At 38.7% G+C, this 24,963-nt stretch carries 23 protein-coding genes; 6 read left to right on the top strand and 17 right to left on the bottom strand.

Annotated elements, in window-relative coordinates:
• Positions 1-104: 104 nt before the first annotated feature.
• From DY109_RS09630 to DY109_RS09575, 12 genes are all read right to left on the bottom strand, one after another.
• Positions 105-1,064: a hypothetical protein gene (locus DY109_RS09630; protein ID WP_023948172.1), complete on the bottom strand. Its 960-nt coding sequence runs from the start codon at positions 1,062-1,064 to the stop codon at positions 105-107.
• Positions 1,061-2,116 (bottom strand): hypothetical protein, encoded by a 1,056-nt coding sequence (locus DY109_RS09625; RefSeq protein ID WP_244916678.1) that lies wholly within the window; start codon positions 2,114-2,116, stop codon positions 1,061-1,063. Before DY109_RS09625 ends, DY109_RS09630 begins: the two co-directional genes overlap by 4 nt.
• 47 nt (positions 2,117-2,163) lie before the next feature.
• Positions 2,164-2,415, bottom strand: a complete 252-nt coding sequence (locus DY109_RS09620; protein WP_115737854.1) for a hypothetical protein — start codon at positions 2,413-2,415, stop codon at positions 2,164-2,166.
• Complete coding sequence (locus DY109_RS09615) at positions 2,415-3,173, bottom strand: FkbM family methyltransferase (RefSeq protein ID WP_115737853.1); 759 nt, start codon at positions 3,171-3,173, stop codon at positions 2,415-2,417. The genes DY109_RS09620 and DY109_RS09615 overlap by 1 nt, the downstream gene beginning before the upstream one ends.
• 58 nt (positions 3,174-3,231) lie before the next feature.
• On the bottom strand, positions 3,232-5,025 hold the full coding sequence (gene lepA, locus DY109_RS09610) for a translation elongation factor 4 (RefSeq protein WP_023948667.1): 1,794 nt from the start codon (positions 5,023-5,025) through the stop codon (positions 3,232-3,234).
• Between the two features lie 56 nt (positions 5,026-5,081).
• On the bottom strand, positions 5,082-6,239 hold the full coding sequence (gene ftsZ / locus DY109_RS09605; protein ID WP_023948666.1) for a cell division protein FtsZ: 1,158 nt from the start codon (positions 6,237-6,239) through the stop codon (positions 5,082-5,084).
• A 14-nt stretch (positions 6,240-6,253) separates the two neighbouring features.
• Complete coding sequence (gene ftsA, locus DY109_RS09600) at positions 6,254-7,645, bottom strand: cell division protein FtsA (protein ID WP_023948665.1); 1,392 nt, start codon at positions 7,643-7,645, stop codon at positions 6,254-6,256.
• A 51-nt stretch (positions 7,646-7,696) separates the two neighbouring features.
• Positions 7,697-9,160 (bottom strand): peptidylprolyl isomerase, encoded by a 1,464-nt coding sequence (locus DY109_RS09595; RefSeq protein ID WP_023948664.1) that lies wholly within the window; start codon positions 9,158-9,160, stop codon positions 7,697-7,699.
• Positions 9,161-9,245: 85 nt separating this feature from the next.
• Positions 9,246-11,135, bottom strand: coding sequence for a motility associated factor glycosyltransferase family protein (locus DY109_RS09590; protein ID WP_023948663.1), 1,890 nt, complete (start codon positions 11,133-11,135; stop codon positions 9,246-9,248).
• Between the two features lie 699 nt (positions 11,136-11,834).
• The gene (priA, locus tag DY109_RS09585; protein WP_023948661.1) at positions 11,835-13,937 is read right to left on the bottom strand and encodes a replication restart helicase PriA; all 2,103 of its coding nucleotides are present in this window, start codon (positions 13,935-13,937) and stop codon (positions 11,835-11,837) included.
• 33 nt (positions 13,938-13,970) lie between these two features.
• Entirely contained in the window at positions 13,971-14,198 is a 228-nt protein-coding gene (locus tag DY109_RS09580) for a hypothetical protein (protein WP_023948660.1), read from the bottom strand.
• 12 nt (positions 14,199-14,210) lie between these two features.
• On the bottom strand, positions 14,211-14,453 hold the full coding sequence (locus DY109_RS09575; protein ID WP_023948659.1) for a hypothetical protein: 243 nt from the start codon (positions 14,451-14,453) through the stop codon (positions 14,211-14,213).
• A gap of 85 nt (positions 14,454-14,538) precedes the next feature.
• Between DY109_RS09575 and uvrB the strand changes: the two genes are divergently transcribed.
• Positions 14,539-16,515 (top strand): excinuclease ABC subunit UvrB, encoded by a 1,977-nt coding sequence (gene uvrB, locus DY109_RS09570; protein ID WP_023948658.1) that lies wholly within the window; start codon positions 14,539-14,541, stop codon positions 16,513-16,515.
• 606 nt (positions 16,516-17,121) lie between these two features.
• On the opposite strand, the gene DY109_RS09560 is transcribed toward uvrB, so the two are convergent.
• Complete coding sequence (locus DY109_RS09560; RefSeq protein ID WP_023948656.1) at positions 17,122-18,189, bottom strand: DnaJ-like cysteine-rich domain-containing protein; 1,068 nt, start codon at positions 18,187-18,189, stop codon at positions 17,122-17,124.
• 247 nt (positions 18,190-18,436) lie between these two features.
• Here DY109_RS09560 and aspA point away from each other — a divergent pair, with 247 nt between their 5' ends.
• The 5 genes from aspA to DY109_RS09540 are packed head-to-tail and all read left to right on the top strand — an operon-like array spanning position 18,437 to position 22,189.
• A complete protein-coding gene (aspA, locus tag DY109_RS09555; RefSeq protein WP_023948655.1) occupies positions 18,437-19,870 on the top strand; it encodes an aspartate ammonia-lyase in 1,434 nt (477 codons plus the stop codon).
• Positions 19,857-20,474 (top strand): uracil-DNA glycosylase family protein, encoded by a 618-nt coding sequence (locus DY109_RS09550; RefSeq protein ID WP_023948654.1) that lies wholly within the window; start codon positions 19,857-19,859, stop codon positions 20,472-20,474. Before aspA ends, DY109_RS09550 begins: the two co-directional genes overlap by 14 nt.
• Positions 20,475-20,516: 42 nt before the next feature.
• Positions 20,517-20,669, top strand: a complete 153-nt coding sequence (locus tag DY109_RS11590; RefSeq protein WP_023948653.1) for a hypothetical protein — start codon at positions 20,517-20,519, stop codon at positions 20,667-20,669.
• Between the two features lie 54 nt (positions 20,670-20,723).
• Positions 20,724-20,999, top strand: coding sequence for a hypothetical protein (locus DY109_RS09545; protein WP_023948652.1), 276 nt, complete (start codon positions 20,724-20,726; stop codon positions 20,997-20,999).
• On the top strand, positions 20,990-22,189 hold the full coding sequence (locus DY109_RS09540; protein WP_023948651.1) for a methyl-accepting chemotaxis protein: 1,200 nt from the start codon (positions 20,990-20,992) through the stop codon (positions 22,187-22,189). The genes DY109_RS09545 and DY109_RS09540 overlap by 10 nt, the downstream gene beginning before the upstream one ends.
• 349 nt (positions 22,190-22,538) lie before the next feature.
• On the opposite strand, the gene DY109_RS09535 is transcribed toward DY109_RS09540, so the two are convergent.
• From DY109_RS09535 to DY109_RS11585, 4 genes are all read right to left on the bottom strand, one after another.
• Positions 22,539-23,120 (bottom strand): queuosine precursor transporter, encoded by a 582-nt coding sequence (locus tag DY109_RS09535; RefSeq protein WP_235148582.1) that lies wholly within the window; start codon positions 23,118-23,120, stop codon positions 22,539-22,541.
• Positions 23,121-23,325: 205 nt separating this feature from the next.
• Entirely contained in the window at positions 23,326-24,045 is a 720-nt protein-coding gene (locus tag DY109_RS09530; RefSeq protein ID WP_114997500.1) for a hypothetical protein, read from the bottom strand.
• On the bottom strand, positions 24,045-24,584 hold the full coding sequence (cutA, locus tag DY109_RS09525; RefSeq protein ID WP_023948646.1) for a divalent-cation tolerance protein CutA: 540 nt from the start codon (positions 24,582-24,584) through the stop codon (positions 24,045-24,047). Before cutA ends, DY109_RS09530 begins: the two co-directional genes overlap by 1 nt.
• 187 nt (positions 24,585-24,771) lie before the next feature.
• Positions 24,772-24,933: a hypothetical protein gene (locus tag DY109_RS11585; protein ID WP_210669857.1), complete on the bottom strand. Its 162-nt coding sequence runs from the start codon at positions 24,931-24,933 to the stop codon at positions 24,772-24,774.
• Between the last annotated feature and the right edge of the window lie 30 nt (positions 24,934-24,963).

The raw sequence follows: 24,963 nt of genomic DNA, 5'->3' as shown, positions 1-24,963 counted from the left end.
AAGAATCTAGATTTTGTTGCTTATTTTTGCGTTTATAGAATCTTATTTTGTCATTGTGAGCCGACTTGTCGATGGCAATCTATAAGAATCTACTTTTTGAGATTCTAGATTCCAAAAAGTTTTTTTGTAATCCGAATGGCTTTTTTGATTGCTCGCACGATGATATGTTTTGGCGCAAAAAGAACGTGAAAATCAACCTTATCAAGATAAATATCTTGAGTAATTTGCGGTGGATGAATGAGCGGAAAGCTAAGTTCATAAGCTGTCATATTTGCAAAGCGAGAATCTCCTGTGGTGTGGGTTGAATCCTCGCGATTAAAGCCTATATTTTGGATCATATTGCATTTGGGGTAAATGCTTAATCCATTGTGCTTCCAAATGCTAAAAGTCCAAGGATAATCCCAAGTATTGATTTGACCTTGTGTGTAGGATTTAAAAATATTGTGCCAATATCGTCTCTCTTGCGTGCTTGTGAAGTTTTGGAGTTTGAGTGCGTCATTGAAGTCAAATTCAAGTTCGTATTTTGCCCATGCGCGCCTCCAGCTAGCCCAGCCCCAGATATGATTGTATTTTGAGAAAAAATAATCACTTTGTATGGATTGTTTGGCTTTAGGTGCGAAGTCAAGCCCGCTAAAGCCACTAATCATAAAGATATTGTCTTGATATTTGTATCGCTCCAAAAGCTCATCGCAAAACCGAAAAAAACTCTCATTTGGCAGGCAATCATCTTCTAAGATAATCCCTTGCTCTTCGTTTTCAAAAAACCACGAGATAGCAGAGCTTACAGCCTTTTTGCAACCTAGATTTGTATCTAGAAATCGTGTATGTATCTCACAATCCCAGCTCCATTGCGTGGATATGGTTTGGATAAGATATGCTCGTATTGTTGAGATTTTTTCAGATTCTAGAACGTCATGAGAATCTCTGTGATTTGCTCTTGCGCCATCATTGGCAAGATAGATTCTAGCGGGCTTATGTTTGGCGATTTGCTCTAATGTGCGCTGAAGTGTATCGAGGCGATTAAATGATAAGAGTAAGATTGAGTTTTTGCAAGTGTAGCTCATGAGGCTACCTTGAGATAGATGTGGTGAGAGTGGGTTAGGGGTGGGTTATTGCAAGGTTGAGTAAAGTGGTGTGTTTGAAAATAGTGAGATTGTGGGGTTGGCTTTGGATTGAGGGCAAATGCTAGATTTTCTAGGCTAGATTCTAGGTTTGCTTGCCCCCCCCCCGTTAGGGCTTTTAAGCTTCTAAAGAGCTTGTTTTTTACTCGTATGTGGAATGGCTTTTTGAGATGTTTTGTAAAATCTTGGACTCTTTCAAGTGCTAGGGTGGATTCTATAATTTTATCAGGATAGCTGATTGGAAATTTTGTATTGATATATGGCGTATTAAAGACATTGCCTTCTTCGCCACAATGCACCCCACTGCCATCAAATCCTATTTGCTTGACATACGAAATGTTTGGAGTGAGTGTAAGGGCATTGTGTTTGTAAGCAATGAGATAGTTAAAAATAGCCCAGCTTTTGATTTTGCCTTGCGCATTGAGAAGAAAATCATTCCAATAATTTCCAACACCATCAAAATTAATATAGGCAATGTCGTGAGCATTGAAGTTATCAAAAACCCATTGAATATCGCGTTTGAAATATTGCCACCTATCACTCCAGCTAGCCCAGCCCCAGCAATGCGGACAACGCCAAAAATAACAATCTCCAAGCCCACTAGAATCTATCGGAAATCCCCAAGCAGAAATGCTCCATACTTTAGGATTGTCGCTGTATCGTTCTAGCGATGCATTCATATAATCCAAAAACACAGGCGATACGACAATATCATCTTCTAAAATAATAGCCTTGCCAAAATCGCGCATAACTTGACTTACGCCATCAATGATAGAATCTGCTAAGCCAAAGTTGTAAGGACGTTCAATAATTGTTATATCAAGAAAGAGGGATTTGGCTGTGTTTTGTGCTTGTATATCGTAGAGATAGCGTCTGACTTGCTGGACTTGCTCTTTGTGATTGGAGGTTTTGGGCGCGTCAGAATAGATGATGAGATGACTCTCTTTAGCAAGGGGGTTTTGTATAAGGGCTTGGAGTGTTTGTTTGGTATGGATAGGGCGATTATAAGCAAAAAGCAGAATCGGTGCTAGAGATTTAGAGGCTAATGGCTGTGGTGTGTGGTGTGTGGTGTGTGGTGTGTGGTGTGTGGTGTGTGGTGTGTGGTGTGTGGTGTGTGGTGTGTGGTGTGTGGTGTGTGGTGTGTGGTGTGTGGTGTGTGGTGTGTGGTGTGTGGTGTGTGGTGTGTGGTGTGTGGTGTGTGGTGTGTGGTGTGTGGTGTGTGGTGTGTGGTGTGTGGTGTGTGGTGTGTGGTGTGTGGTGTGTGGTGTGTGGTGTGTGGTGTGCGCGCCGCCATTATGATACCTTTAATCTATCTGATGTGGTGTTTATGGATTTTTTAAAAATAAGCGTTCGCATAGATTTTGCATATAATTCATAATCCAATGCTTTTAAAAATTGATAAATAGGATTTTGCACTAAAGATTCTAAGCTTTTTTCAGGACTTTCTATAAGGATTACTTTTGGTTGGTATTTATCCCAATTATTTGATTCTAAAACTTCCCTATCAAGCCCTTCTACATCAATACTCAAAAAATCTATATGTGTATTTTTCGGTAGGGCAGAATCTAAAATCTGCTCTAATGATTGCACTTGGATTTGTATTGTGTCTAAAAGTGTGGAGTTTTGTTGATAGGCTTTTGCTAAAGTCGAGCTAAAGGTATTGAGTGCAGGCTCGCTAAAACTATAATATGTCATTGCCCCCCCCCCAAGCGTATTTTTGTGAAGTTTTTTGGCTATGCCACATTCGATATTTATATCTCGCGATCTAAATGTATTAAAAAGTTTCATACTTCCGGGCATTGCATCGACATTAATCCCACGCCAACCTTTTTTGTAAAAAAGATATGTATTTGAAAAGCGAAAAGGGTGGTGTGCGCCAATATCAACATAAAATCCTTTTGTGTGTGATGCAAAGATTTCAGATAAAATGAGATCTTCACCTTCTTGAGCGTAAGATTTTGTAGAAAATTTTGTGATATACAGATTCTTGAAAGTAGCTATTTTTTGCCATATTTTATGTGGCAATATTTTTCTAAGAAAAGCTTTTATCATTTTATTCCTTTTAAAATATAAAAATGAGTCTATCTCAAAAACTCTAAAAAAGAGCTTATCAATCAATCTTAAGCACGGCAAGAAAAGCTTCTTGTGGAAGTTCTACTTTGCCTATGGCTTTCATTCGCTTTTTGCCTTCTTTTTGTTTTTCTAATAATTTTCTTTTGCGCGTGATGTCGCCACCATAGCATTTTGCTGTAACATTTTTGCCCATGGATTTTATGGTTTCTCGAGCGATGATTTTTGTCCCGATACTCGCTTGGATCGCCACTTCAAAGAGCTGTCTTGGAATAAGATCTTTCATAGATTCTACAAGTGCTCGTCCCTTTTCATAGCTTTTGCTTCTATCAACAATAATAGATAATGCATCGACAATCTCTCCTGCTACTCGTATATCAAGCTTGACTAAATCACCCTCTCTGTATTCGATTGGCTCATAATCAAAGCTTGCATAGCCTTTTGTGCAGGATTTAAGCTTGTCATAAAAATCCATAACAATCTCATTGCTAGGCAGCGCATACTCAAGCATCACGCGACTTTCTGTGATGTAGTCAAGCTTTTCTTGGACGCCGCGTTTGTTGTTTAAAAGTGTGATGATATTGCCTAAATATTCGCTTGGGGTGATGATGTGCGCGCGGACATAAGGCTCTTTGATTAAGGCTATTTTTTGGACTTCAGGAAGCTGGCTTGGATTCTGCACCAAAAGCATTGTGCCATCAGTGCAATACACCTCATAAATCACGGTGGGTGCAGTGGCGATGAGATTTAGCCCAAATTCTCGCTCTAATCGCTCTTTGACAACCTCCATATGCAAAAGTCCCAAAAACCCAACGCGGAATCCAAACCCAAGTGCAATCGATGTCTCAGGCTCGAAGCTTAGTGCAGAATCATTGAGTCGGAGTTTATTAAGCGCATCGCGTAATTCTTCAAATTTATCAGTCTCTATCGGGTAGATTCCAGCAAAGACAAAAGGTTTGGCAGGCATAAAGCCCTCTATCGGACATTTGGTAGGATTTTCACCATCAGTGATCGTATCGCCCACAGCAAGATCTGTAAGGGATTTGAGTCCCAAAGACACAATGCCAATTTCTCCGCATTGTATTGTGTGTGTTGGGATTTTTTGGATTGGGTTTGGATAGTAGAGTCCGAGCACCTCGTATGTTTTTTGAGTGCTCATCACACGGATTTTTTTCCCTTTTATAAGCTTTCCTTCTTTGAGGCGCACAAGTGCTAGAGCACCTAAATAATTATCAAACCAAGAGTCATAAATAAGAGCTTTTGTCGGCGCGTTTTCATCGCCATTTGGAGGGGGTATTTTTTGGATTATGGATTCTATGAGTTCTTTTATGCCTATGCCACTTTTTGCGCTCACACAAAGCACATTTGAGCAATCTATACCAATGGTTTGCTCTATCTCATCAGCGACTTTGAGTGGATCAGCTGCAGGCAAATCGATTTTGTTTATCACAGGCAGAATCTCAAGATTATTATCAATAGCAATATAGACATTTGCAATGGTTTGCGCTTCGACACCCTGACTTGCATCAACCACAAGCAATGCACCCTCGCAAGAGCCAAGTGAGCGAGAAACTTCATAGCTAAAATCCACATGTCCGGGCGTATCGATGAGATTAAGAATATAGGTTTTGTTGTTGTATGGGTAGGTGAGTCGGACAGATTGTGCTTTGATTGTTATGCCACGTTCTTTTTCAATATCCATTGTATCCATAATTTGGCTTGTCATCTCTCGCTCGCTTACAGCTCCACACTCTTGGATAAGCCTATCAGCAAGGGTTGATTTGCCATGATCGATATGGGCGATAATAGAAAAATTACGGATAAGCTCTTGCATACTGCCTCTCTACTTTCTTGAGTGAGAAAGTTTCACAAATCAGATTCTCAAAAAGATTAGTCTTTTTTATGTCTTAGATAACTTGGCTTTTCTAGGTCGATTTCAAATAAATCATCTGATCCGCTGACACGGCGAAAAGACTCAAAGTTTGCGTCTGTAAAAAGTGTGCTAGGAGCTTCTTTTTGTGCTTTTTCTTGTTGGGCGTGGGATTTGTTATTTTCTATAATGTCTTTTTCAAAGCCGGTTGCAATAATTGTAACTTTCACAGAATCTTCAGGTCTATCGGCATTTGTTTGCGTTCCCCAAATAATTTCTGCGTTATCATCAGCTGCATCGCTAACAAGAGTCATTGCCTCAGTGATTTGTATCAATGGATAATTTGGGTGTAATTCAAAATTAATAACAACGCCCATTGCGCCATTGATAGAGAGATTATCAAATAATGGAGACTCTATCGCCATACGAATAGCATCTATGGCTGCATTTTCTCCGCTTGCCTCTCCTGTCCCCATGAGTGCCAAGCCTTTGTAATCGATGATTTTTTTGAGGTCAGCAAAATCTACATTTATATCTGTTGAGCCATGATTGAGTATAACGCCAGAGATACCATTTACAGCTCGGCATAATACATCATCAACTTGCGCAAAACAATCTTTGATTCCAGCAGTTTTACTGCTAATTGATAAAAGTTTTTCATTTGGAATAACAATAATTGAATCACTAGCTTTTTTAAGCTCTTCTAATCCGCTTTCAGCAAGTTTTGTGCGCTTTGAGCCTTCGAATTTAAATGGCTTTGTGGCAATAGATATAGTCAGAGCACCCATTTCTTTGGCAGTTTCTGCGATCACAGGCGCAGCCCCTGTTCCTGTCCCGCCTCCAAGTCCTGCTGAAACGATAACAATATCTGCCCCGCCTAGAGCGCGTCTAATCTCTTCTACGCTTTCTTGTGCAGCTTTTCTGCCGACTTCAGGATTCATACCCGCACCCAATCCATTTGTCGTTTTTTCACCCAAGGGGATTTTGATTTGTGCAGGAGAAGAGCCAAGATGCTGAATATCTGTATTTGTAGCAATGAGTGTAACATCTTGATGAATACCTTTTGAAGAAAGATAGGCAACCATATTTGATCCTCCACCGCCTACACCAACAACTGCTATTTTTGCCCCTTTTGTGGTTTTTACCTCTTGTATTTCAATATTTACATCTTGTGCCATTGTATTTTCCTTTCCTAAAATATCTTATCTGCAAAATCTTTAATAGCCTTGCCTGTTTTTGCAAAGAGAGAGCCTTTGTTTTTTTGATCGGCTATTATAGTAGTATTTTGTTTGTTTTTTGAGAGATCTTCTTTGAGATTTGATAAGTCTGTATCCATAATGTTTTTAAAATCTCTATTGAGATTCTGAAAATCTCGCGGTATTTCATTGAGATTTTTTGCTTCTTTGTATCGTATATGTTTGTTTGAATCTCGCTCATAATTTGTATATTTGCCAGCTCCATACCATACTAATCCAAGCACTGCTGCATAAGATGGATCTCTAAGCTCATCAAAAAGCCCGGGCATTTCTACGGGCTTTGAGACTCGAGTTGGCATTTGCAAAAATAACGCTTTTGCTAATTCTCTGATTCCTTCCATATTCATCATTCCGCCTGTAAGGACAATGCCTGCACCTAATCTATCCTTTAGCCCGCTTTGCTCTAAATATTTAGCCAAAATGCTTAAAGTCTCAATCACGCGTAATCTAATCACATCTTGAGCGACATTGAGCATAACAAAATGCGTGCCGTCATCTACGCCCACAGAAGGCACTTCTATCCGCTGTTCGCTTGGTTGATTGACATTGAGATTGCCATAATTTATTTTAACTTCTTCGGCAGCAGGAATTTTGGTATTTAAAGCCATTGCTAAGTCGTTTGTGATGTGGTGAGAGCCTACGCCCAAAAAGCTATTATAACGCATAGCGTTACCATCGTGGATCATAAGCTCGCAAGTGCTTCCGCCAATATCAATGCAAGCGACACCTAATTCTTTTTCATCATCGCTCAAAACAGATATAGACGCTGCATACGATGAAAGAACGATATTTTCGATCTCAATGCCAGCAAGATGGATTGTTTTGCGTAGATTCTCTAGGCTTGAATGCTGTGCTGTAACGATATGGACAAATACTTCAAGCCTTCTGCCTGTCATTCCCATTGGGTCTTCGATACAATCTTGATCATCAAGCTTAAATTTGTAAGGTAAAACATGGATCACATCAAATTCTTGAGGAATAGAAGCGTTATATACTGCATTTTCTATGGCTTTGCCAATCTCTTTGATACCGATTTCATTCTCGATGATATTATATACCCCAGAGCTATTGAGGCTTTTTGTGTATGCTCCAGAGACAGATACAATCGCTTTTGTGATAGATTCTACCCCGGCTGTTCTTTTGGCATCGTCTATGGCAGCTTTTATTGCTCTGCTTGCAAGATCGATATTGACTATTAAGCCTTTTTTGACGCCTTGAGATCGTTGTTTGCCCATACCGATGATATGTGGCACCCCATCTCTGACATTAGCAATTACAGAGCATATTTTACTTGAACCTATATCAATGCCCAAAATCGTTTGTGTCAAGTATTCCTCCTATCGAATTGACTTTTGTTAGATTCTCACTTCTTGCAAAATCTAAATATATTTTTTGACCTCATAACGTTTTTGTAAATAATCAAAAACAAGTTTTGCAAAAGAACTGCTTTTTATCTGCCCTATGCTCCTAAGATAAATCTCTTGTGTAAATGGAACTATGGATTGAGAAACGATCCTAAATAAAAATGCTTTGTCGCCTATTATAACATAATTTACATTTTTTGTGCTAGTAAATATTGCTTCAAGCAACATTTGGGAAGTGTAGGGATCAAAATTTCCAAAAGAAGTTGGATTGATGATTGCAACATTTGAGATTGGCTTGCCTTTGAAAGTGCTAAGACGAGATTGTGCGAGCTGATTGAGCTGTGTTTGGCGCTCTTTAGCGATAAATTCTTGTGTGATTTCTTGCTTGACTTCTTGAAAATCTTTGATTGTTGCTTCTTGCTTTGAGATGAGTTTAAGCGAGATGAAGTCATTATGAAGTGGCATTGGTTTTTTAAGCATTGAGCCTGCGACTGCGCTTTGTAATGCTTCTAGGATTTCTTGGGTGTATTGGGTAGAATCTTGAGAGATAGAGAGCTCTTGAGTATTTTTTGCTATATCTTTTTTGAGCTCTTTAAAATCTCTCAATGCTTGATCGGAAGCTTTTTTGTGCTGCAGATCTGAGATGACTTGTTGTTTGATCTGATCTAGAGGTTGGATTTGAGCTTGGGTATCAAGATAATGGGATTTGTTTGCTTCATAATAGCTTTGGAGTTCTTCTTGGCTATATTGTTGATCGGCAGTTTTTGTGATGAGGGCTTCTACTTTGTAGATCACAGGGGTTTTGTAATTTTGCTTTTTTTCTTCCCAAAAAGCTTTGAGTTTATCCTCTGGTGTATTGATTTGTATAGAATCTGAAGAGATCACATCAAGTTCGATATTATCTTGGATTCCAAAAATAGCACTAAATGTATCTTTTTCAAGCGGTGTGGCTGTGATTTGTGGGATAAGGAGTTGTAAGATTTTTTTTGTCAGCAATTCGTTTTTTATCATTTCCTCAAAATCAGAAGTTTTATAGCCTATATTTTGCAAAAATGAGTCATATTTTTGGCGACTGAAGTTGTGATTTTCATCTTGCAAAAAGCGGAATCTATCACCACTTCTAATCTCATGTGCGACTTCTTCATCACTCACTCGAAGCCCCAAATCAATGGCATAATTTCTAAGAAGGGCGTTTAAAATCAATCCATTAAGCACTTCTTGTTTAAGCCCTATGGCTTTGGCTTGCTCTTCGTCAAAACGTCCATTTGATTGCTGATATTGCTCTTCAAAAGCATTGCTGTAAGATTGCGCAAATTCTGTTTTGGAGATATGTATTTTTCCGACTTTTGCGACAGAATCTTGCCCGAGTGAGTAATCATATTGTCCCCAGCCTACCATTCCAGCTGCAATAAAGGCAATCGCACTTACCCAAATTGTAATAACAAGCCATTTTTTATGTCTTTGCATCCATTCAATCATCACAAAACCTTATAAAACCTTAAATTTTTGATGAATTATACAAAAAATATTTGTATTTGCGCCTAATTCTTAATTTTGACTTGGTTTATTTTTTAGATTTTTCCCATTCTTGCATTGCTTGTTTGATTGTTTCAATCACACAATCTATACCACCAGCTAGCGAAAAAAGCCAATATTTATGATAATACAGCCATTGCACTTGTTTGGCTTTGAGCTGCTCATCATCAGCAGTATAAGCGACCAAAACTTTTGCAATGTCTAATTCTTGATGAAAAATATATGATTGTATCGCATCTAAAAAATAATTTGTAAATCTTTTATCACTAAAGAGTTTTTTGATCGCATCGATCCGATTGCTTAAGTTATCAAGCTTTTTGAAATTGATTTTATCAAGCTTATTTTGTGCGTTGAGTTCTTCGAGCTTTTCAAGCTCTTTGGTGAGATCTAGAAATAATTTTTCGATTCTTTTTTGTTGTGTGGTGCCGTATTTTATGATGTCAAGACATTTTTTTGTAGCTTTTTGGAGGTTTTTTTGGATTTGTTTGGGGCTTGGTGGATTTAGAATGATGTCTTTTTTTGTATGTGAAGTGTCGATAAGCTTGATAGCCTCGCTAAATGGCATTTCTTTTGCGCCTGTGATTCTCGCACCTCCTTCAGTAGCATTGATGATTTCTATGCCATCGTGCGTTTTGGCAATGTCTTTTTCAAAAAAATTCAAAAAAAGCTTCCATACTTTTGTCGTCTCTACTTCGCCTTCTCCGCCGTATTTAGTAACAAAAAGCTTATCTTCTTTTGGTGTGATTTCATTTTCGCCATATAGCGCACCTTTGGCGTGTGATGAGCCATCTTCCCCAAATGCCAAATCCTGCCCGATCAAAATACATCGCTTGAAGTCTGAATGCACGACAAGCTCATACGCCATATTTGCCGCACTCATACCAACGCCTATATACCCATAATCATGGAATCCAAAAAGGCTTGTATAGCCAAAAGGGCGGAAGCTAAATTGAATGGTTCCTTTTTTGATAGATTCTATAAGACGTTTGTGCGCGATCGAAGTGATTGCAAATATAACGCCTTCTTGAGCTTTTGTCGGCGTATCATAATAGAATCTAGCAGTAGTTTCAACGCGTTCTAAACTTAGCACCACATCAGGCTTAATCTTGTGCTTATAAAGAATAGGAAAGCTCGCATCGATGCAAAATAATGTCGCATAAGGGGCGATCTCTTTCAGTAGCGGCAGTTGCTTATAAAGGCTTGGACCTGTTGAGACGATAATAGCTGTATCGCGATTTTTGAGCTTGTTTATAAATTCTGTTAGAGTTGGAGAATGCAGGGCTTTTGGAAGATTTTGGATATGATTAAAAATCCCAATCACAGAATCTTTTGCGTCATTGCCAACGCTCACAACAACTTGCTCTATGGCTTTCATAAAATAGCCATTAATCCGCAAAATATCATCATGATAATGTTCGTAGTAATTGTTTGTCATGATAAGATCATAGGTTTTGACAAAGATTCTTGAATATTTATGCGCATCAAACAATCCATCAATACTCATATATCCGATTTGTTTGGTATAAAAAATCACAAGTTTGCGCTTTTGTATCTCGACAGAAAAATCAAGAAGATTAAGCACGATAAAAATAATCTCAATCTCTGGTTCAAATACGACAATGCGCTGTCTTTGAGAATTGAACAATAATCGCAAAAGCACGCCATTTCCAAGCCCATACAAATACAAAAATGGATAATACGAATAGCCAAGCAAAGCTTCATTTTTTTCCATAATCTCATCAATAGACTTTGTCAGATACAAAGGTGCGTTGCGCTCCTTGTCGATGATATTATAATTTGTAGGATCATTACTCATAAACACTTCGTATTTTTGGTTTGGCGTGTAGGATTTGAGAGCAAGATAGAGAATCGGATCGACAAAGCGCAGACTCTCCATATTTTTTTGAAAATTATCCATCATAGTTCCCTTAAAAATATGTGTGGTGAATTATAGCAATAAAATTAAGAATCGTAGAATCTATTCTAGAATCTACTTTCATAGAATCTAAATCCTCTCTTTTTTGCTATACAACTCTAGAGCTTTGCCCGAACGCTTTGCTTGAGAAGCCACATTTCAGGGAGTTTGAAATTTTTAGCCTGCAAACCTACAATGAACGCTTAATGTTACACTTTTTTGTGTTTTTGCTTGCCTAAAAATTTCTATACAACCCTGACTAAATCTGCCTAAAAATAGAGGATTTCTTTACGCTCTTTTTGTGTTTGCATAGAATCTGGATTCTATCGTTTTTGTCGTCATTGCGAAGCCCTTTAGGGCTGTGGCAATCCATTTTGACTGGATTGCTTCGTCCTATCGTCCTTACAATGACAAACCTGCTCCGTCATTGTGAGCAAAATTTTCAAATTTTGCGTGGCAATCCATAAAATCCACTTTTTGAATCTAGATTCTATGGAAATAAAAAGAGCGTGTAAAAAATTCTAGATTTTTGGATAAATTTTGGGGTTTTGCAAGGCGAACGAGTGAGTCGCTACTTTTCGTGTGTCGCTAATTAAGTAAGCCGAAGCAATCCGCAAAATTTACCAAAAAGCTAAAATTTGAAATCTATAAAAATAGAATTTAGATTCTATGTAAAGCAGAATCTAGATTCTAGTCATCGCATTACAATGTATCAAGCGCATCAATATCAATATCAACATCAAGATTCTGGATAGCACTTAGAATCTGCTTTGTTTTTGGCGCGCTAAGCAGGATATGAAACCGCCATTTATTGGCTATTTTTTCAATGGCGTTTTGCCCATAGCCAATAATTGTTATTTCTTTGTTGCGCTCCAAAAAAGGCAGAATCTGAAGCATATTTGCTTTGGCTTGAGCTTTATTGGTGTGTGAAAAATGAATCATAGCAAGCCTTTTGAATGGCGGGTAAGCGTGCGATCGGTGAGTGAATTCCCATTTCAAAAACTCCTCATAATCGCCCAAAAATAGCCTAATCCAATCTGTCTGCAAACTTTGTATAAACACTTTGCCTCTCTCTTTTCTCCCACTTCTGCCTGCGATTTGATGCAAAAGAGCAATGCCTCGCTCAAAGCTTTTAAAATCCCCGCCATTAAGCACATAATCAATCCCCATAACCACTGCTAGCGCGACATTGTGATAATCATGCCCTTTGCTTAACATTTGTGTGCCGACAAGAATATCGATTTTGTGCGTATTGAAATTATGCAAAATCTCTTTGAGTTTTTTATGCGTGCTTGCGTGATCTTTGTCAAATACAGCGATATTTGCATGCGGAAAATGCACCTTCAATTCATCAGCGATTTGAGCAGTGCCTATGCGGTTGGTTGAGAGATCGTGGTTGTTGCATTGTAGACATTGATTTGGAATGGCTTGTGTATAAGCGCAATAATGACAAACAAGCGCATTTTGGCTAAGGTGCAAGCTCATATTGACACTACAAAATGGGCATTGGAATCCATACCCGCACTGCAAACACAAAAGAGACTTAAAATGCGCTCGAGTAGGCAGAAAGAAAATGGCTTGTTTTTTGGATTCTAGGGTTTGGTGTAGATGTTGCAAAAGATTTGGTGAAAGCTCGCATTTGTGTTGCTCAAGGATAAAATCTTTTGCAGAATCAAAAAATCTCCCCTTCAATCGATACAAATATTTATTGTTTTTTGCGAGCACATAGCTTGATAGGCTTGGGGTCGCTGAGCCTAAAATGACCTTTATGTGCGCTTTTTGCGCGAGAAAAAGACACAAATCCCTTGCATTATATCGAGGATTTTGAAGTGATTTGTAAGCTTCATCATGCTCTTCATCAACGATAATAACTCCTAAATTTGCCAATGGCAAAAAAAGCGCAGATCGCGCGCCAGCGATAATTTTGATGCGTTGGGTGTAGATGTTGTTGATGATGTTTTGTTTTTGGGCTTTTGTGAGTTTGCTATGCCAAACCCCCACGCAATCGCCAAAACTAGATTCTAGTCGCGCGAGAATCTGTGGCGTCAAAGCAATCTCTGGCATCAAAAAAAGCGCGCTTTTGTTTTGGCTTAGGGCTTTGGCGATGTGATAAAAATAAATCTCTGTTTTTCCACTTCCTGTATCGCCAAAAAGCAAACTCACATGTTTAGATTCTATGAAATTTGAGGCGGCAAGTTGTGCTTGAGATAGGGGCTTGAGGGTAGCTATTGTGCGATTTGAGCTTAGCGGAATGTCAGTAAAAAAGCGTATAGTCTCAAAGTTTGGAAGTTTGGTGTGCCAAAAAGTAGAATCCATAGAGATGGATTTGTAAGCAGAATCTAAAGTAGATTCTGAATTAAAATCCAAAGCAGAATCTATAAGGGCAGAATCCAAAGCAGAATCTAGCTTGGGCGCGAGATTTGGGAGATTTAGATTCTGCATCTTTTGGCTTTGTGGATTCTGTGGATTCTGCTTCTTGCGTGGTTTTGGATTTAGATTTTGGTTACAATGCCATACAAACTGCATAAATGGCTCAAAAAGATTATAAGATTCTGCATAGCTGCAATGATAATAATACGCGATAAAATCCGCTAGAATCTGCTGACGACGATTAAAGTAAAAATGCTCAACTTCAAGTGTTTTGCATACAAAATCCGGCTTATTGACTTGGCGCAAAACTACGCCTTTGTGATGTTTGTTTTTGATTTGGATTCTGACACATTGTCCTTTTTGAAGTAAAAGCGGGGATTGATAAGTCAAAAGTGGAGAGTGTAGCCCTAATGCCGCGATGCAATAAAAAAACATTAGCTTAATATTAACACTAACATCAACCTAACATTAGCTTACACTTGGGATTTTAGGGATTTTTTCAATCATATCTTGGAGCTTTGATTCAAGCTCACTTTTTTCTTGCACGCAGTGTAGATATGCGCGCACAAGATCGTTTATAGTGATATTTTTACCCCCAAAAAATTCATAAATCTGATTGAGTGCTTGCGGATTAAAGCCATCAAGCGTGAGATCAAGGGGTTGCTGTGCTACGCAAATTCTAATTTTATTTTTCATTTTTTTATCTCATTAATTTTGCGTTTCTAGATTTTGTTTTTCTAGGGCGTGAGAGATTTTATTATAGAACGATTCAAGGGCTTTGTCTTTATTTGCGAGCTCTTCATACAATGCAGAGATTTGCAAATCTTTTTGCTTGGAGCTAGCTTGTAATGAGGTGATTTGGAGCTTGAGAGATTCTATTTCTTGGGCTTGTTTATGGTAGTTTTGGAGGATAGAATCAAGCTTTTCTTCTAGATCTTGAATCAAAGACATTATACAAATCCTTTATCTTTTGCTTTATTTTTGTGTGAATTATTTTTATATAATTGTAGCTAAAATTTCGCTACGAGGAATCAAAATGGCACAATTTGTTTTAAATTCCCCCTACAAGCCAGCGGGCGATCAGCCTCAAGCAATCAGCGCAATCACAGATTCTATTACAAATGGCGCACGCTACTGCACGCTTATTGGCGTCACAGGCAGCGGCAAGACCTTCTCAATGGCAAATATCATCGCAAAGCTCAATATCCCAACCCTCATAATGACACACAACAAAACCCTTGCCGCGCAGCTTTACAGCGAGTTTAAGGGATTTTTTCCAAATAATCATGTCGAGTATTTTATCTCACACTTTGATTACTACCAGCCAGAGGCTTATATCCCGCGCCGAGATTTGTTTATCGAAAAAGATTCTAGTATCAATGAAGAGTTAGAGCGCCTGCGCCTCTCTGCGACAACTTCCTTGCTCGCGTATGATGATGTTATCGTCGTGGCGAGTGTGAGCGCAAACTACGGGCTTGGCAATCCAAGCGAGTATCTGCAGGTGATAGAAAAGATTGAGGTGGGTGAGCTGCGCGCGCAAAAGGAGTTTTTACTCAAGCTTGTAGATATGGGCTACACGCGTAATGACAGCGTCTTTGAGCGTGGCAACTTCCGCGTTCATGGCGAAGTGGTGGATATTTTCCCCGCGTATAATGAGAGCGAATTTGTGCGTATTGAGTTTTTTGGCAATGAGATCGAGCAAATCGCGCTCTATGATTCTATCGAGCGCGTGAAGGTAAAAAGCCTGAATTCCTATGTGCTCTATGCGGCAAATCAATTTATCGTAGGTGCTGAGCGCCTAAAGAGTGCGATTACAAGTATAGAATCTGAGCTTGCCCAGCGTCTCGCGGAGTTTGAAGCCAAAGATGCGCAAGTGGAGTATCAGCGCCTCAAAGGACGCACAGAGTTTGATCTAGAGATGATAGCAGAATCTGGAATCTGCAAGGGGATTGAGAACTACGCGCGCCACCTCACAGGCAAAAAGCCCGGCGAGACGCCTTATAGCCTGCTTGATTACTTTGAGCAAAAGGGCAAGCCGTATTTGATAATTGTCGATGAATCGCATGTGAGCCTGCCGCAGTTTGGCGGAATGTATGCAGGCGATCGCAGCAGAAAAGAAGTACTGGTAGAGTATGGCTTCCGCCTGCCTAGCGCGCTTGATAACCGCCCGCTACGCTTTGATGAGTTTATCAAAAAAGCCCCGCATTATCTCTTTGTCTCCGCTACGCCCGCGACTTTGGAGCTAGAGCTAAGCGCAAATCACACAGCAGAGCAGATTATCCGCCCTACAGGGCTACTTGATCCCACCTACGAGGTGCGCGATTCAAACAACCAAGTGCTTGATCTCATCGATGAGATAAAAGCGCGTGTGGAGAAAAACGAGCGCGTGCTGATAACTACGTTGACTAAAAAAATGGCTGAGGAGCTCAGCAAATACTACACTGAGCTAGGCATTAAAATCCGCTATATGCATAGTGATATTGACGCCATTGAACGTAACCACCTCATACGCGCATTGAGGCTTGGCGAATTTGATGTGCTTGTGGGGATAAATCTCTTGCGTGAGGGGCTCGATCTGCCGGAAGTCAGCCTCATAGCAATAATGGATGCGGACAAGGAGGGCTTTTTGCGCAGTGAGACAAGCCTAATCCAAACAATGGGGCGTGCGGCGCGCAATCTCAATGGCAAGGTAATCCTCTATGCGCAAAAGATTACAGGCTCGATGAGTAGGGCATTTGAGATCACAGACTACCGCAGGAGCAAGCAAGAGGCGTTTAACAAAGCGCATAACATCACGCCAAAGTCCGTGCAGCGCAATGTAGAGGAGGAGCTAAAGCTAGAATCTAGTGCGCAAGGCAGAATCTATGAGAAGGGCAAAAAGATTCCAAAAGCAGAGCGAGATTCTATCGTGAAAGAACTTAAGGTGCGTATGCTCAAAGCCGCTAAGGAGCTAGAATTTGAAGAGGCGGCGAGGCTACGCGATGAGATAGCAAGAATTAGAGCGATGAAGTGAAGGCAAAAATAGGGTGATAAAGCGAAGCGAAATAAAGCTACTTTGCTTCATTATTTATCTATTAAATTGACTCAATAAAAATCCAAAAACCCAAATACAAATACTGCCAATTATAAAGGATATTATTATATATTTACCATTGACTTTTGCCTTCCAAACCCAATTACCCAACAAATACTTAGAGTAATCCACCTATATAATATACTTATAAACACTATTATAATTAGGCATATTGTATAAAGAATATTTATTATTAACAATGTGCTTATTGGGCTTTTTAAAAGTTTTAATTGAAAATCTTTAAACCATATAGCTAAACTTTGATCTAGACTTAACCATTCGGAAAAACCCACTCCCTTATCAAACCAAAATATAATGGGATTACAAAAACTAAACTCAAAAGAAACCACAACACGCAAGAAATATTTAGATATTTTGCCTCTATTGAATGAAAATATCCAAATACTTCTCTGATGTATTCTTTGGTTGCCCCGACATTTTGAAGTGTCTTATCAAAAGAATCTTGAAAATCTTTTAATTTTGCTTTTGCAGATTCTAGTTTGTATGTTATTTTAGGTGTTTGCCCTAATGTTTGGATATGTTTCTCTATTTTTTGAGACTGCTGCTCCATATTTTGAAATATATCTGGTGGTATTTGTTTAAATAAAGTTTTATTAATAGGAGATTGTATAAAGGTTTTATAACCTTTCTTGTATGTAGAAGTAAAAACGGTTCATATGAAGATTTGGCTATATTTTTGAGAGCTTGTATATCAGAATCAAGTATAGTCATTATAATATTATCATTACTTGCTACTTGTAAATCTTTACCATAAAGTCGCCAAGTGAAACTTTTAGAATCAAGATTTATTTTACACTCATACATAGGAATTGCTATATGATATTTTTCTATTATATGTTGCTGTTTTTTCTCTATTGTATCACGTAAGGTTGTGCCATATTCATCAAGATTCTCAAGTGATAAATTATTAATAACTTCCATTGGATTAAATGGATAATTGCCTTGTGGAGTTATATCATAATGAGTTTGTCTTTTATATCTAAAAGTTGTAGTTGCAATAGTTGAAAGAATGCCTGAAGCTTTGCATTTAAAGCAAGCAACTGTGCCTTTACCTTCACAGGTAGAGCATTTCACTATTCCAGTGCCACGACATCTATCGCAATCTATATAATATGATAACTTTCTATCTTTTTTATTTTCTATCTTTTTTACTCTTCCTGTGCCAGAGCAAGAGGAGCATTCCTTGTAGCCATTTTCACATTTTATACAAGTTATGTGGCCTCTACCATCGCAAGAATTACATCTCTTTTTATAAGTAAAACTTTGCGGTAAGTCATAAAGTATATCTCCCCATTGATTCCAATCACTATCATTAATTTTTTTAAAAAGAGCTTGTAAATGCTGTGGATTTATATATTCCGCATCAAATTTGTTCTGCACCATATTTTGATATTCACTCAGTGGTAAAATGCTTGTATTTGTTTTGTTGTTTTTGCTTTCATTTACTATAATTTTAAGTGTATGGTTAAGTGTTACATCAAGCACACATTCAAAAGCTATAAAATCTCTAAGCTCTATATCATTAAAGGTGTATCGCGTATGAGCATTGAGATATTGGATAATAAAATCTTTAACTTTAGATTCTTGAGGCATAAACTACTCCTTTTTATAGTCATTATGCCCCCCCCCAACTGAAAATTTGCTTAATTTATATGGTGGCAATATTTCGTATAATTGTGGTAGAACAATAAACACTTAAAGAGATACTAACAGAGTATTCAGAGGGATTGTAAATTAAAGATGTTTTAAGATTTTAGAATCTATGTTACTTAACAAATCTCTAAATTTTTTAAGCAACATTATGCCACTATTGCTTTAATTTAATTCATAAGGATAAGCTATGGGGACACGAATTGAGCATGATTTTATCGGTGAGCTTGAAATCGATGAAAATGTATATTATGGGATTCAAACACTAAGGGCGGTTGAAAATTTCAACATCACAGGGCAGAGATTAAGCGAGTTTCCGATTTTTATCATCGCTTTGGCACAGGTCAAAAAGGCTGCAACGTTGGCAAATTATGAGCTAGGACTTTTAGATTCTGTGATTAAAGATGCCATTATCAAAGCATGCGATAAAATCATCGCTGGCGAATATCACGATCAGTTTGTCGTGGATATGATCCAAGGAGGTGCGGGCACAAGCACCAATATGAATACAAATGAAGTGATTGCAAACATTGCTTTGGAAATTATGGGGCATAAAAAAGGCGAGTATCAGTTCTGCCACCCAAATGATCATATCAATCTCTCTCAATCCACAAATGATGTGTATCCTACGGCTCTGCGCATTGCGCTGTATGAGCAGCTTAGTATGTTTAGCGAATCTATGGGGATTCTCAAAGAAAGCCTAAAGAAAAAAGCTAAAGAATTCGCACATGTCCTCAAAATGGGTCGCACGCAGCTTCAAGATGCCGTGCCGATGACTTTGGGGCAGGAGTTTGGCGCATTTGCTTCAATGGTAAGGATTGATATTGAGCGCGTGCTTGATGCGCGCAATCTTATTCGAGTTATTAATCTCGGCGGGACAGCCATTGGCACGGGGATCAATTCTCACCCTGATTACCGCCAAAAAGTCGAACAAAAGCTTCAAGAAGTAACAGGTCGTCCATTTGTAACTGCAAATGATTTGATAGAAGCCACGCAAGGCACGGGCGGATATGTGCAAATTAGCGGTGTGCTTAAGCGCGTGAGTGTCAAAATCTCCAAAATCTGTAATGATTTGCGACTGCTTAGCTCAGGTCCTCGAGCAGGACTTAATGAAATCAATCTTCCAAAAATGCAGCCCGGAAGCTCGATTATGCCCGGAAAAGTCAATCCTGTGATCCCAGAAGTAGTCAATCAAGTGTGCTTTAGCGTCATAGGCAATGATGTAACAATCACAATGGCAGCAGAAGGTGGGCAACTTCAGCTCAATGTGTTTGAGCCAGTCATCGCGTATGGGTTATTTAACTCTATCAAAATGCTAAGTCGCGCAATAGAAACTTTGGCGCATAAATGTATCGATGGAATCACCGCAAATGAAGAGATTTGCAGAAATTTTGTGTTTCATTCTATAGGTATTGTAACAGCACTCAATCCCTACATCGGCTATGAAAACTCCGCTTCAATCGCAAAAGAGGCACTTCAAACTGGCAAGCCTGTGTATGATTTGGTATTAGAGCGCAAACTATTGACAAAAGAACAACTCGATGAGATTTTTAAGCTCGAAAATATGCTTAATCCACAAATGTATAACAAAACCAAGATTATGGATTTGCATGCAAAAAAATGAAGCCATTCAAGAGCTCAAAGAATTGTATATCAAAAAAATGTGCGGGGTTGCATTTGTCGAGTCAAATCAATTACTCTATGCGCAAGGAGACACAATCCACACCCTCAATGACAAAATCAAGCATTGTCATCTTTGTGCGCGAAGAAAGCTCTCAAACCCAATAATAGGCTACATCAAACCAGAATCTAAAGTCGTATTTGTCGTAGAAAAGCCGTTTTTTATGTCTGATAAAAATCAGGAGCTCATAGATTCTAGGCGCACGCGAAAGCTTAAAAGCTTTGCATATGAGACATTAGGGCTAAGAAACTTTAGCCTGCTATCATTGCTTAAATGCGGAGGTGAAGAGCTAAGCAATCAAGAGCAAACGCACTTATGCAGACCATATTTGCAAGAGCAGCTTAGTGGATTGCGCGCAAAAGTTGTGATCGTGTTTGATGCGTATGTATCGCATGCTATGGGGATAGAATCTAAAATCGGCTATCGCACATTGTGGCATAATAAACATATTTTGACAACTTATCCTTTGATTGATATTTTGCGTAATCCAGCACTAGAAGGCGAAGTTTATAAACACTTCATGTCAATAAAAAATTTTTTAGGATAAAAAAATTATTTATTAGAAAAATTATTTTTTGATGTGACAAAAATGATAACCACGGAGAATACAATAAATCAAAACAAAAAGACAAGTGTTTTTTCACTTTTGGGGATAGGCTATGGCGTTTTTGGGTTGATTATTTTATTGTTATCGGTTTTTACGATTTTGAGGGTGAATTTTATCAGCTCTCGCCTCGTGTAAATCAATGATATAAATTCTGTAAAATAGCGCGTAGCCATAGATTTTCGCGGAGGCGTGCATGATCGATCGATTGCGATACGAGATGTCGTGCTTCATGAGAGTATGAACTCGATAAATTTAGATTCTCTCATCACCCAAATCCAAGCCCTTGAATCAGACTACACACAGGCGCGAGATCATATGAAGCAAGAATTTGAATCCAAGCCCTTAGGCTTAGATGAGCAAGAAAAGAGATTCTCTCTCGCATTGATGGCATTAATGCCAAAGTCCTACCTATCACGCACAATATCATCAATGATGTCAAATCAAACAACACTCAAATGGCATTAACAAGGCTAAGCGACATTCGTCCGATGTTTCAAACATGGCTTGATACGATTAATGAATTTATCAACCTTGAAGAAAACAAAAATCAAAGTCTCACACCTGTGGTGGAATCCTCAGCCCTAACGCTAAAAAGCGTGCTGATTACAATTACTATCATATCGATTTTGCTCTGCGCGGTGATTGCGTTTTTTATCATTCGCTATTTAGTCAATGTGCTAGGCGGAGAGCCAAATGTAACTTCAAAAAGCGTAAATCTCATCGCAAGCGGGAATCTACAAGAATCTATCCATTGCGACAAAAAAGGTAGCATTCTTGATGACATCGCCATAATGCAAAACAAGCTCAAAAACACAGGCAAAGAAATTCTTGGCTTAGCTAATGATATTTCAGCAAATACACATCTCGTGGCTAATGCATCAAATGATTCCAAAAAAGCTTCAATCCTCCAAAATGAGAGTGCCAAAAAATCCGCCGATGAGATTCGTCGCATTACAGAAGAAGTCGTAGAGATAACTTCAATCGCTAAGCAAACAGAAGAAAACTCTAAAAAAACGCTCAATCTCTCTACAAAAGGGCAAGAAGCAATGGCAAACACCACGCAAACCATAGATGTAGTAACGCAAATGGTGATGAGCGCAACAGATGATATATTGCAGCTTGAAAAACAATCTCAAGAAGTTAGAAATAGTGCTACTCTCATCGCAGAGATTGCCGATCAGACAAATCTTTTGGCACTCAATGCAGCGATTGAAGCAGCAAGGGCAGGCGAGCATGGAAGGGGATTTGCAGTCGTGGCTGATGAGGTCAGAAAGCTAGCAGAGCGCACTTCAGATACGACTTCACAAATCGCAACAATGATCCAAGGTATCCAAGAAGAGATCCAAAATATCGCACAATCAATGACAAAAGCAACGCCTGAAGCGCGCAAAAGTATGGAGCTTGCATTGCAAACTTCAGAGATTTTGGACGAGATCAAAACTCAAGCTCAAGATTCTTTGATGAAAGTCAAAGATGTGAGTAATTATTCTGCTAAGCAGGCAGAAAGTATGAAGGGCATTGAGTCAAAAATGGAAGAGATGACAAAAGCTTCAAGTGCTATGACAGAGCTTATGCAGAAAAATTCAGAGATTGTCAATGAGCTTGAAAATATTTCTGATAAGCTTAAGCAAAATGTCGGATTCTTTAAGATTTAGATTCTATTTTCCATGAGAGCTAAATCCTCTCTTTTTGCTATGCAGCTCTAGGGCTTTGCTCGAACGCTTTACTTGAGAAGGCATATTTCATGGAATTTGAAATTTTTAGCCTGCGATGAACGTTATTGTTACATTTTTTGTGTTTTTGCTTGCCTAAAAATTTCTACACAACCCTGATTAAATCTGCCTAAAAATAGAGGATTTCTTTACACTGTTTTGTGTTTGCATAGATTCTAGGATTTAATGCTTAGAATGACACATAACTTTGTCATTCTTTTGTTATTCTAAGATTTTTGACAAAAAGGCAATCCAATCAAAAAAGTAAAATCTAATACCACAAATTCAGAATCTAAGTAATACTCTTCCAAAGCGATTTAGCCTTAATGGCTATCAGATAAAATAGCGGTGTATTGGCAACGATAAGCAAGGCTTTGATTGTATAATCAGCCATTGCCATTTCTATGCACTCTCCAAACGCCCGCGCGCCAAAAAAAGCAATGCCAAAAAACAACAATGTATCCACAAACTGCGCGATGATGCTTGAGGCTGTATTTCTAAGCCACCAAAGTTTAGGGAAGTATTTTTTAAACATATAAAAAAGCGTAATATCAAGAGGCTGCGAAATGCAAAAAGCCGCGATAGAAGCAAGGGCGATATTGGGAGTGGCAGAAAGATATGATGGATAAAATGCGATAAGAAGCCCGAGTGTGAGGACTTTTATAACCTCTTTTTTGGGGTATTTTTCACTCAAAATATCTAAAAGCAAAAAGCTAAATGGATAAGTAAGCGCGCCAAAAGTAAGTGGCGTGGAAGCGATATTAAATTGCACTGTGTAATTTGCGATGATAATAATCACACCCAAAACAATGGCGCAAGAAAACATCACTTTCAATGGCATAATAGATGAAATCATAGGCTTACCAAATCGCACGAGAATCCTAAAAACTAAAATAAAGCCTAGATTCTAGCAGGTTTTGATAAATCTTGGAATCTAAAATTGTCATTACCAAAGCTACCAAAGCAATAGCAAGAATCCAAACTTTTGCCTATTTTTAAATCTTATTATTACATTTATTGCGCCATTGCGGTAACCAAAACAAAATCTAGATTCTCTTTTGGCTTCTTTTTTATAGAATCTAAAATAGATTCAAAATAAAATTAATAGAATGTGTTGTTTGCCATTGATTATGCAGAGGATAAAAGCTCGCACGATAAAGCACCTCGCCATTTATCACAAACCACTTAAAAAACGCTATACCCGCCTCGATATACCCGCCAGCACTTACCTGCGCCCTATCATCTATAATCACACTACCACTTCCGATCACAAAAGAAAATGGCGTAGGAAAGCCATCGTCTTTATCTTCGCAATCTTTGTGCGTTTGGATTGCCCCACTCCATTTGTGATAGGGGTTTGGAAATGGGTGAAGATAGAGCGAAGCCCCGATCAAATGGCGGGATTGGTTGAGATGTCTAGAATCTAAAAAGAAGTATTTGATCCGCCAGCCAAAATCAAAATCTCGCTCATCATCTGTATGCACATAAGTTACCCCCACACTCGCGCCAACACCGCCATTTATGCGTGTTTGGATACTTGATTGATTTGGTTGGGGTTGATTGGAGATTTGATTAGGAGCTTGATTAGGAGCAAAATCTAGGCTCATCACAGCATGCAAAGAGACAACTTGCATCATATTACCGCCCCAAAGCTTGAGGTATTCTGAATACGATTGACACAATGGAATCGCATGAAGCCACGGGCTTAAAATGCCTAAAAATAAGGCTATGTAGCGACATTGCCTCAAAAAGCGCGAGATAAATGAAGTAGTCAAAGTTGTCAAAATGGTAGCAGGCATTATTTGGACTTGTTGGGCTTGATGGGTTTAATGGGCTTAGTAGATTTGAGTGAAGTAGAAGCTTTTGCGAAATTAGATTTAACGTGTGATTTAGTAGGGGGTTTGGCGCGAGATTTGGCAGAAGCCAAAGTATCAGACATATCTAATGTAGCAGATTCTCGCACCACCACAGAATCCTCCACAGAATCCAATTCAGAATCTAGCGTGGAATCCAATATAGAGCTTGGCGTTTGAGACAAGGTAGATTCTAGCCATGTGGAGTATGCTTTGTTTTTGGATTCTGCTTTGCTTATGATAATCTCTGGAATCTCATAGCAATGATGCGCTTTGATAAGGCTGATAATAGGCTGAATATAGGGCTTTGTCGTTTTGATTGAGATAGTGTATTCTTTTTGCTTACACAGCTTGCCATTCCAAGTATAAAGGCTTAGGGTTTTGCTTATCTGCGCGCATGAAAGAAGGCGATTATCAAACAAAATTTTGGCTAGATTTTTGGCTTGCTTTTTAAGAGGAAAGGTTGTTTTGATGATAAAAAACATTGTATTTGTTCCTTCTTTTGCTTTATGGATTGAATGGTATTATAGTATAAAATAAAAGTCAGAATCTAGATTCTGCTTTACATAGAATCTAAATCCTAGCTTTTAAGCGATTTGAGCTACGAGATTCGTTTTTCACTTCGTCGATAGGCGATTAGCCTTATCTCCTTGCTCAAAACTTCACAATCTATCAAGCTCTTGCAAGCCCTTGCAAACTCATCTTAAAATCTAGAATTTCTTTGCACCCCTTTGTGTTTCCATAGATTCTAGAATCTATGTCATTTTTATTGTCATGTCTTAAGCGACAGCGAGGAATCCAAAAAGAAATTGTCATTGCGAGCAAAATTTTCAAATTTTGCGTGGCAATCTATAAAATCCACTT

It is taken from the genome of Helicobacter fennelliae, from assembly GCF_900451005.1.
Classification (GTDB): Bacteria; Campylobacterota; Campylobacteria; order Campylobacterales; family Helicobacteraceae; genus Helicobacter_B; species Helicobacter_B fennelliae.
The sequence above is the reverse complement of the archived record's forward strand: the minus strand, read 5'-3'. Positions and strand labels throughout refer to the sequence as shown.

Bases quoted from the DNA above. Each gene is read 5' to 3' on its own strand.
- DY109_RS09575 (WP_023948659.1), bottom strand. From the start codon at position 14,453: ATGTCTTTGATTCAAGATCTAGAAGAAAAGCTTGATTCTATCCTCCAA.
- DY109_RS09590 (WP_023948663.1), bottom strand. From the start codon at position 11,135: ATGGATAATTTTCAAAAAAATATGGAGAGTCTGCGCTTTGTCGATCCG.
- uvrB (WP_023948658.1), top strand. From the start codon at position 14,539: ATGGCACAATTTGTTTTAAATTCCCCCTACAAGCCAGCGGGCGATCAG.
- lepA (WP_023948667.1), bottom strand. From the start codon at position 5,025: ATGCAAGAGCTTATCCGTAATTTTTCTATTATCGCCCATATCGATCAT.
- DY109_RS09595 (WP_023948664.1), bottom strand. From the start codon at position 9,160: ATGATTGAATGGATGCAAAGACATAAAAAATGGCTTGTTATTACAATT.
- DY109_RS09550 (WP_023948654.1), top strand. From the start codon at position 19,857: ATGCAAAAAAATGAAGCCATTCAAGAGCTCAAAGAATTGTATATCAAA.
- DY109_RS09560 (WP_023948656.1), bottom strand. From the start codon at position 18,189: ATGCCTCAAGAATCTAAAGTTAAAGATTTTATTATCCAATATCTCAAT.
- cutA (WP_023948646.1), bottom strand. From the start codon at position 24,584: ATGTTTTTTATCATCAAAACAACCTTTCCTCTTAAAAAGCAAGCCAAA.
- ftsZ (WP_023948666.1), bottom strand. From the start codon at position 6,239: ATGGCACAAGATGTAAATATTGAAATACAAGAGGTAAAAACCACAAAA.
- DY109_RS11590 (WP_023948653.1), top strand. From the start codon at position 20,517: ATGATAACCACGGAGAATACAATAAATCAAAACAAAAAGACAAGTGTT.
- aspA (WP_023948655.1), top strand. From the start codon at position 18,437: ATGGGGACACGAATTGAGCATGATTTTATCGGTGAGCTTGAAATCGAT.
- DY109_RS09530 (WP_114997500.1), bottom strand. From the start codon at position 24,045: ATGCCTGCTACCATTTTGACAACTTTGACTACTTCATTTATCTCGCGC.
- DY109_RS09630 (WP_023948172.1), bottom strand. From the start codon at position 1,064: ATGAGCTACACTTGCAAAAACTCAATCTTACTCTTATCATTTAATCGC.
- DY109_RS09580 (WP_023948660.1), bottom strand. From the start codon at position 14,198: ATGAAAAATAAAATTAGAATTTGCGTAGCACAGCAACCCCTTGATCTC.
- DY109_RS09620 (WP_115737854.1), bottom strand. From the start codon at position 2,415: ATGGCGGCGCGCACACCACACACCACACACCACACACCACACACCACA.
- DY109_RS09540 (WP_023948651.1), top strand. From the start codon at position 20,990: ATGGCATTAACAAGGCTAAGCGACATTCGTCCGATGTTTCAAACATGG.
- priA (WP_023948661.1), bottom strand. From the start codon at position 13,937: ATGTTTTTTTATTGCATCGCGGCATTAGGGCTACACTCTCCACTTTTG.
- DY109_RS09615 (WP_115737853.1), bottom strand. From the start codon at position 3,173: ATGATAAAAGCTTTTCTTAGAAAAATATTGCCACATAAAATATGGCAA.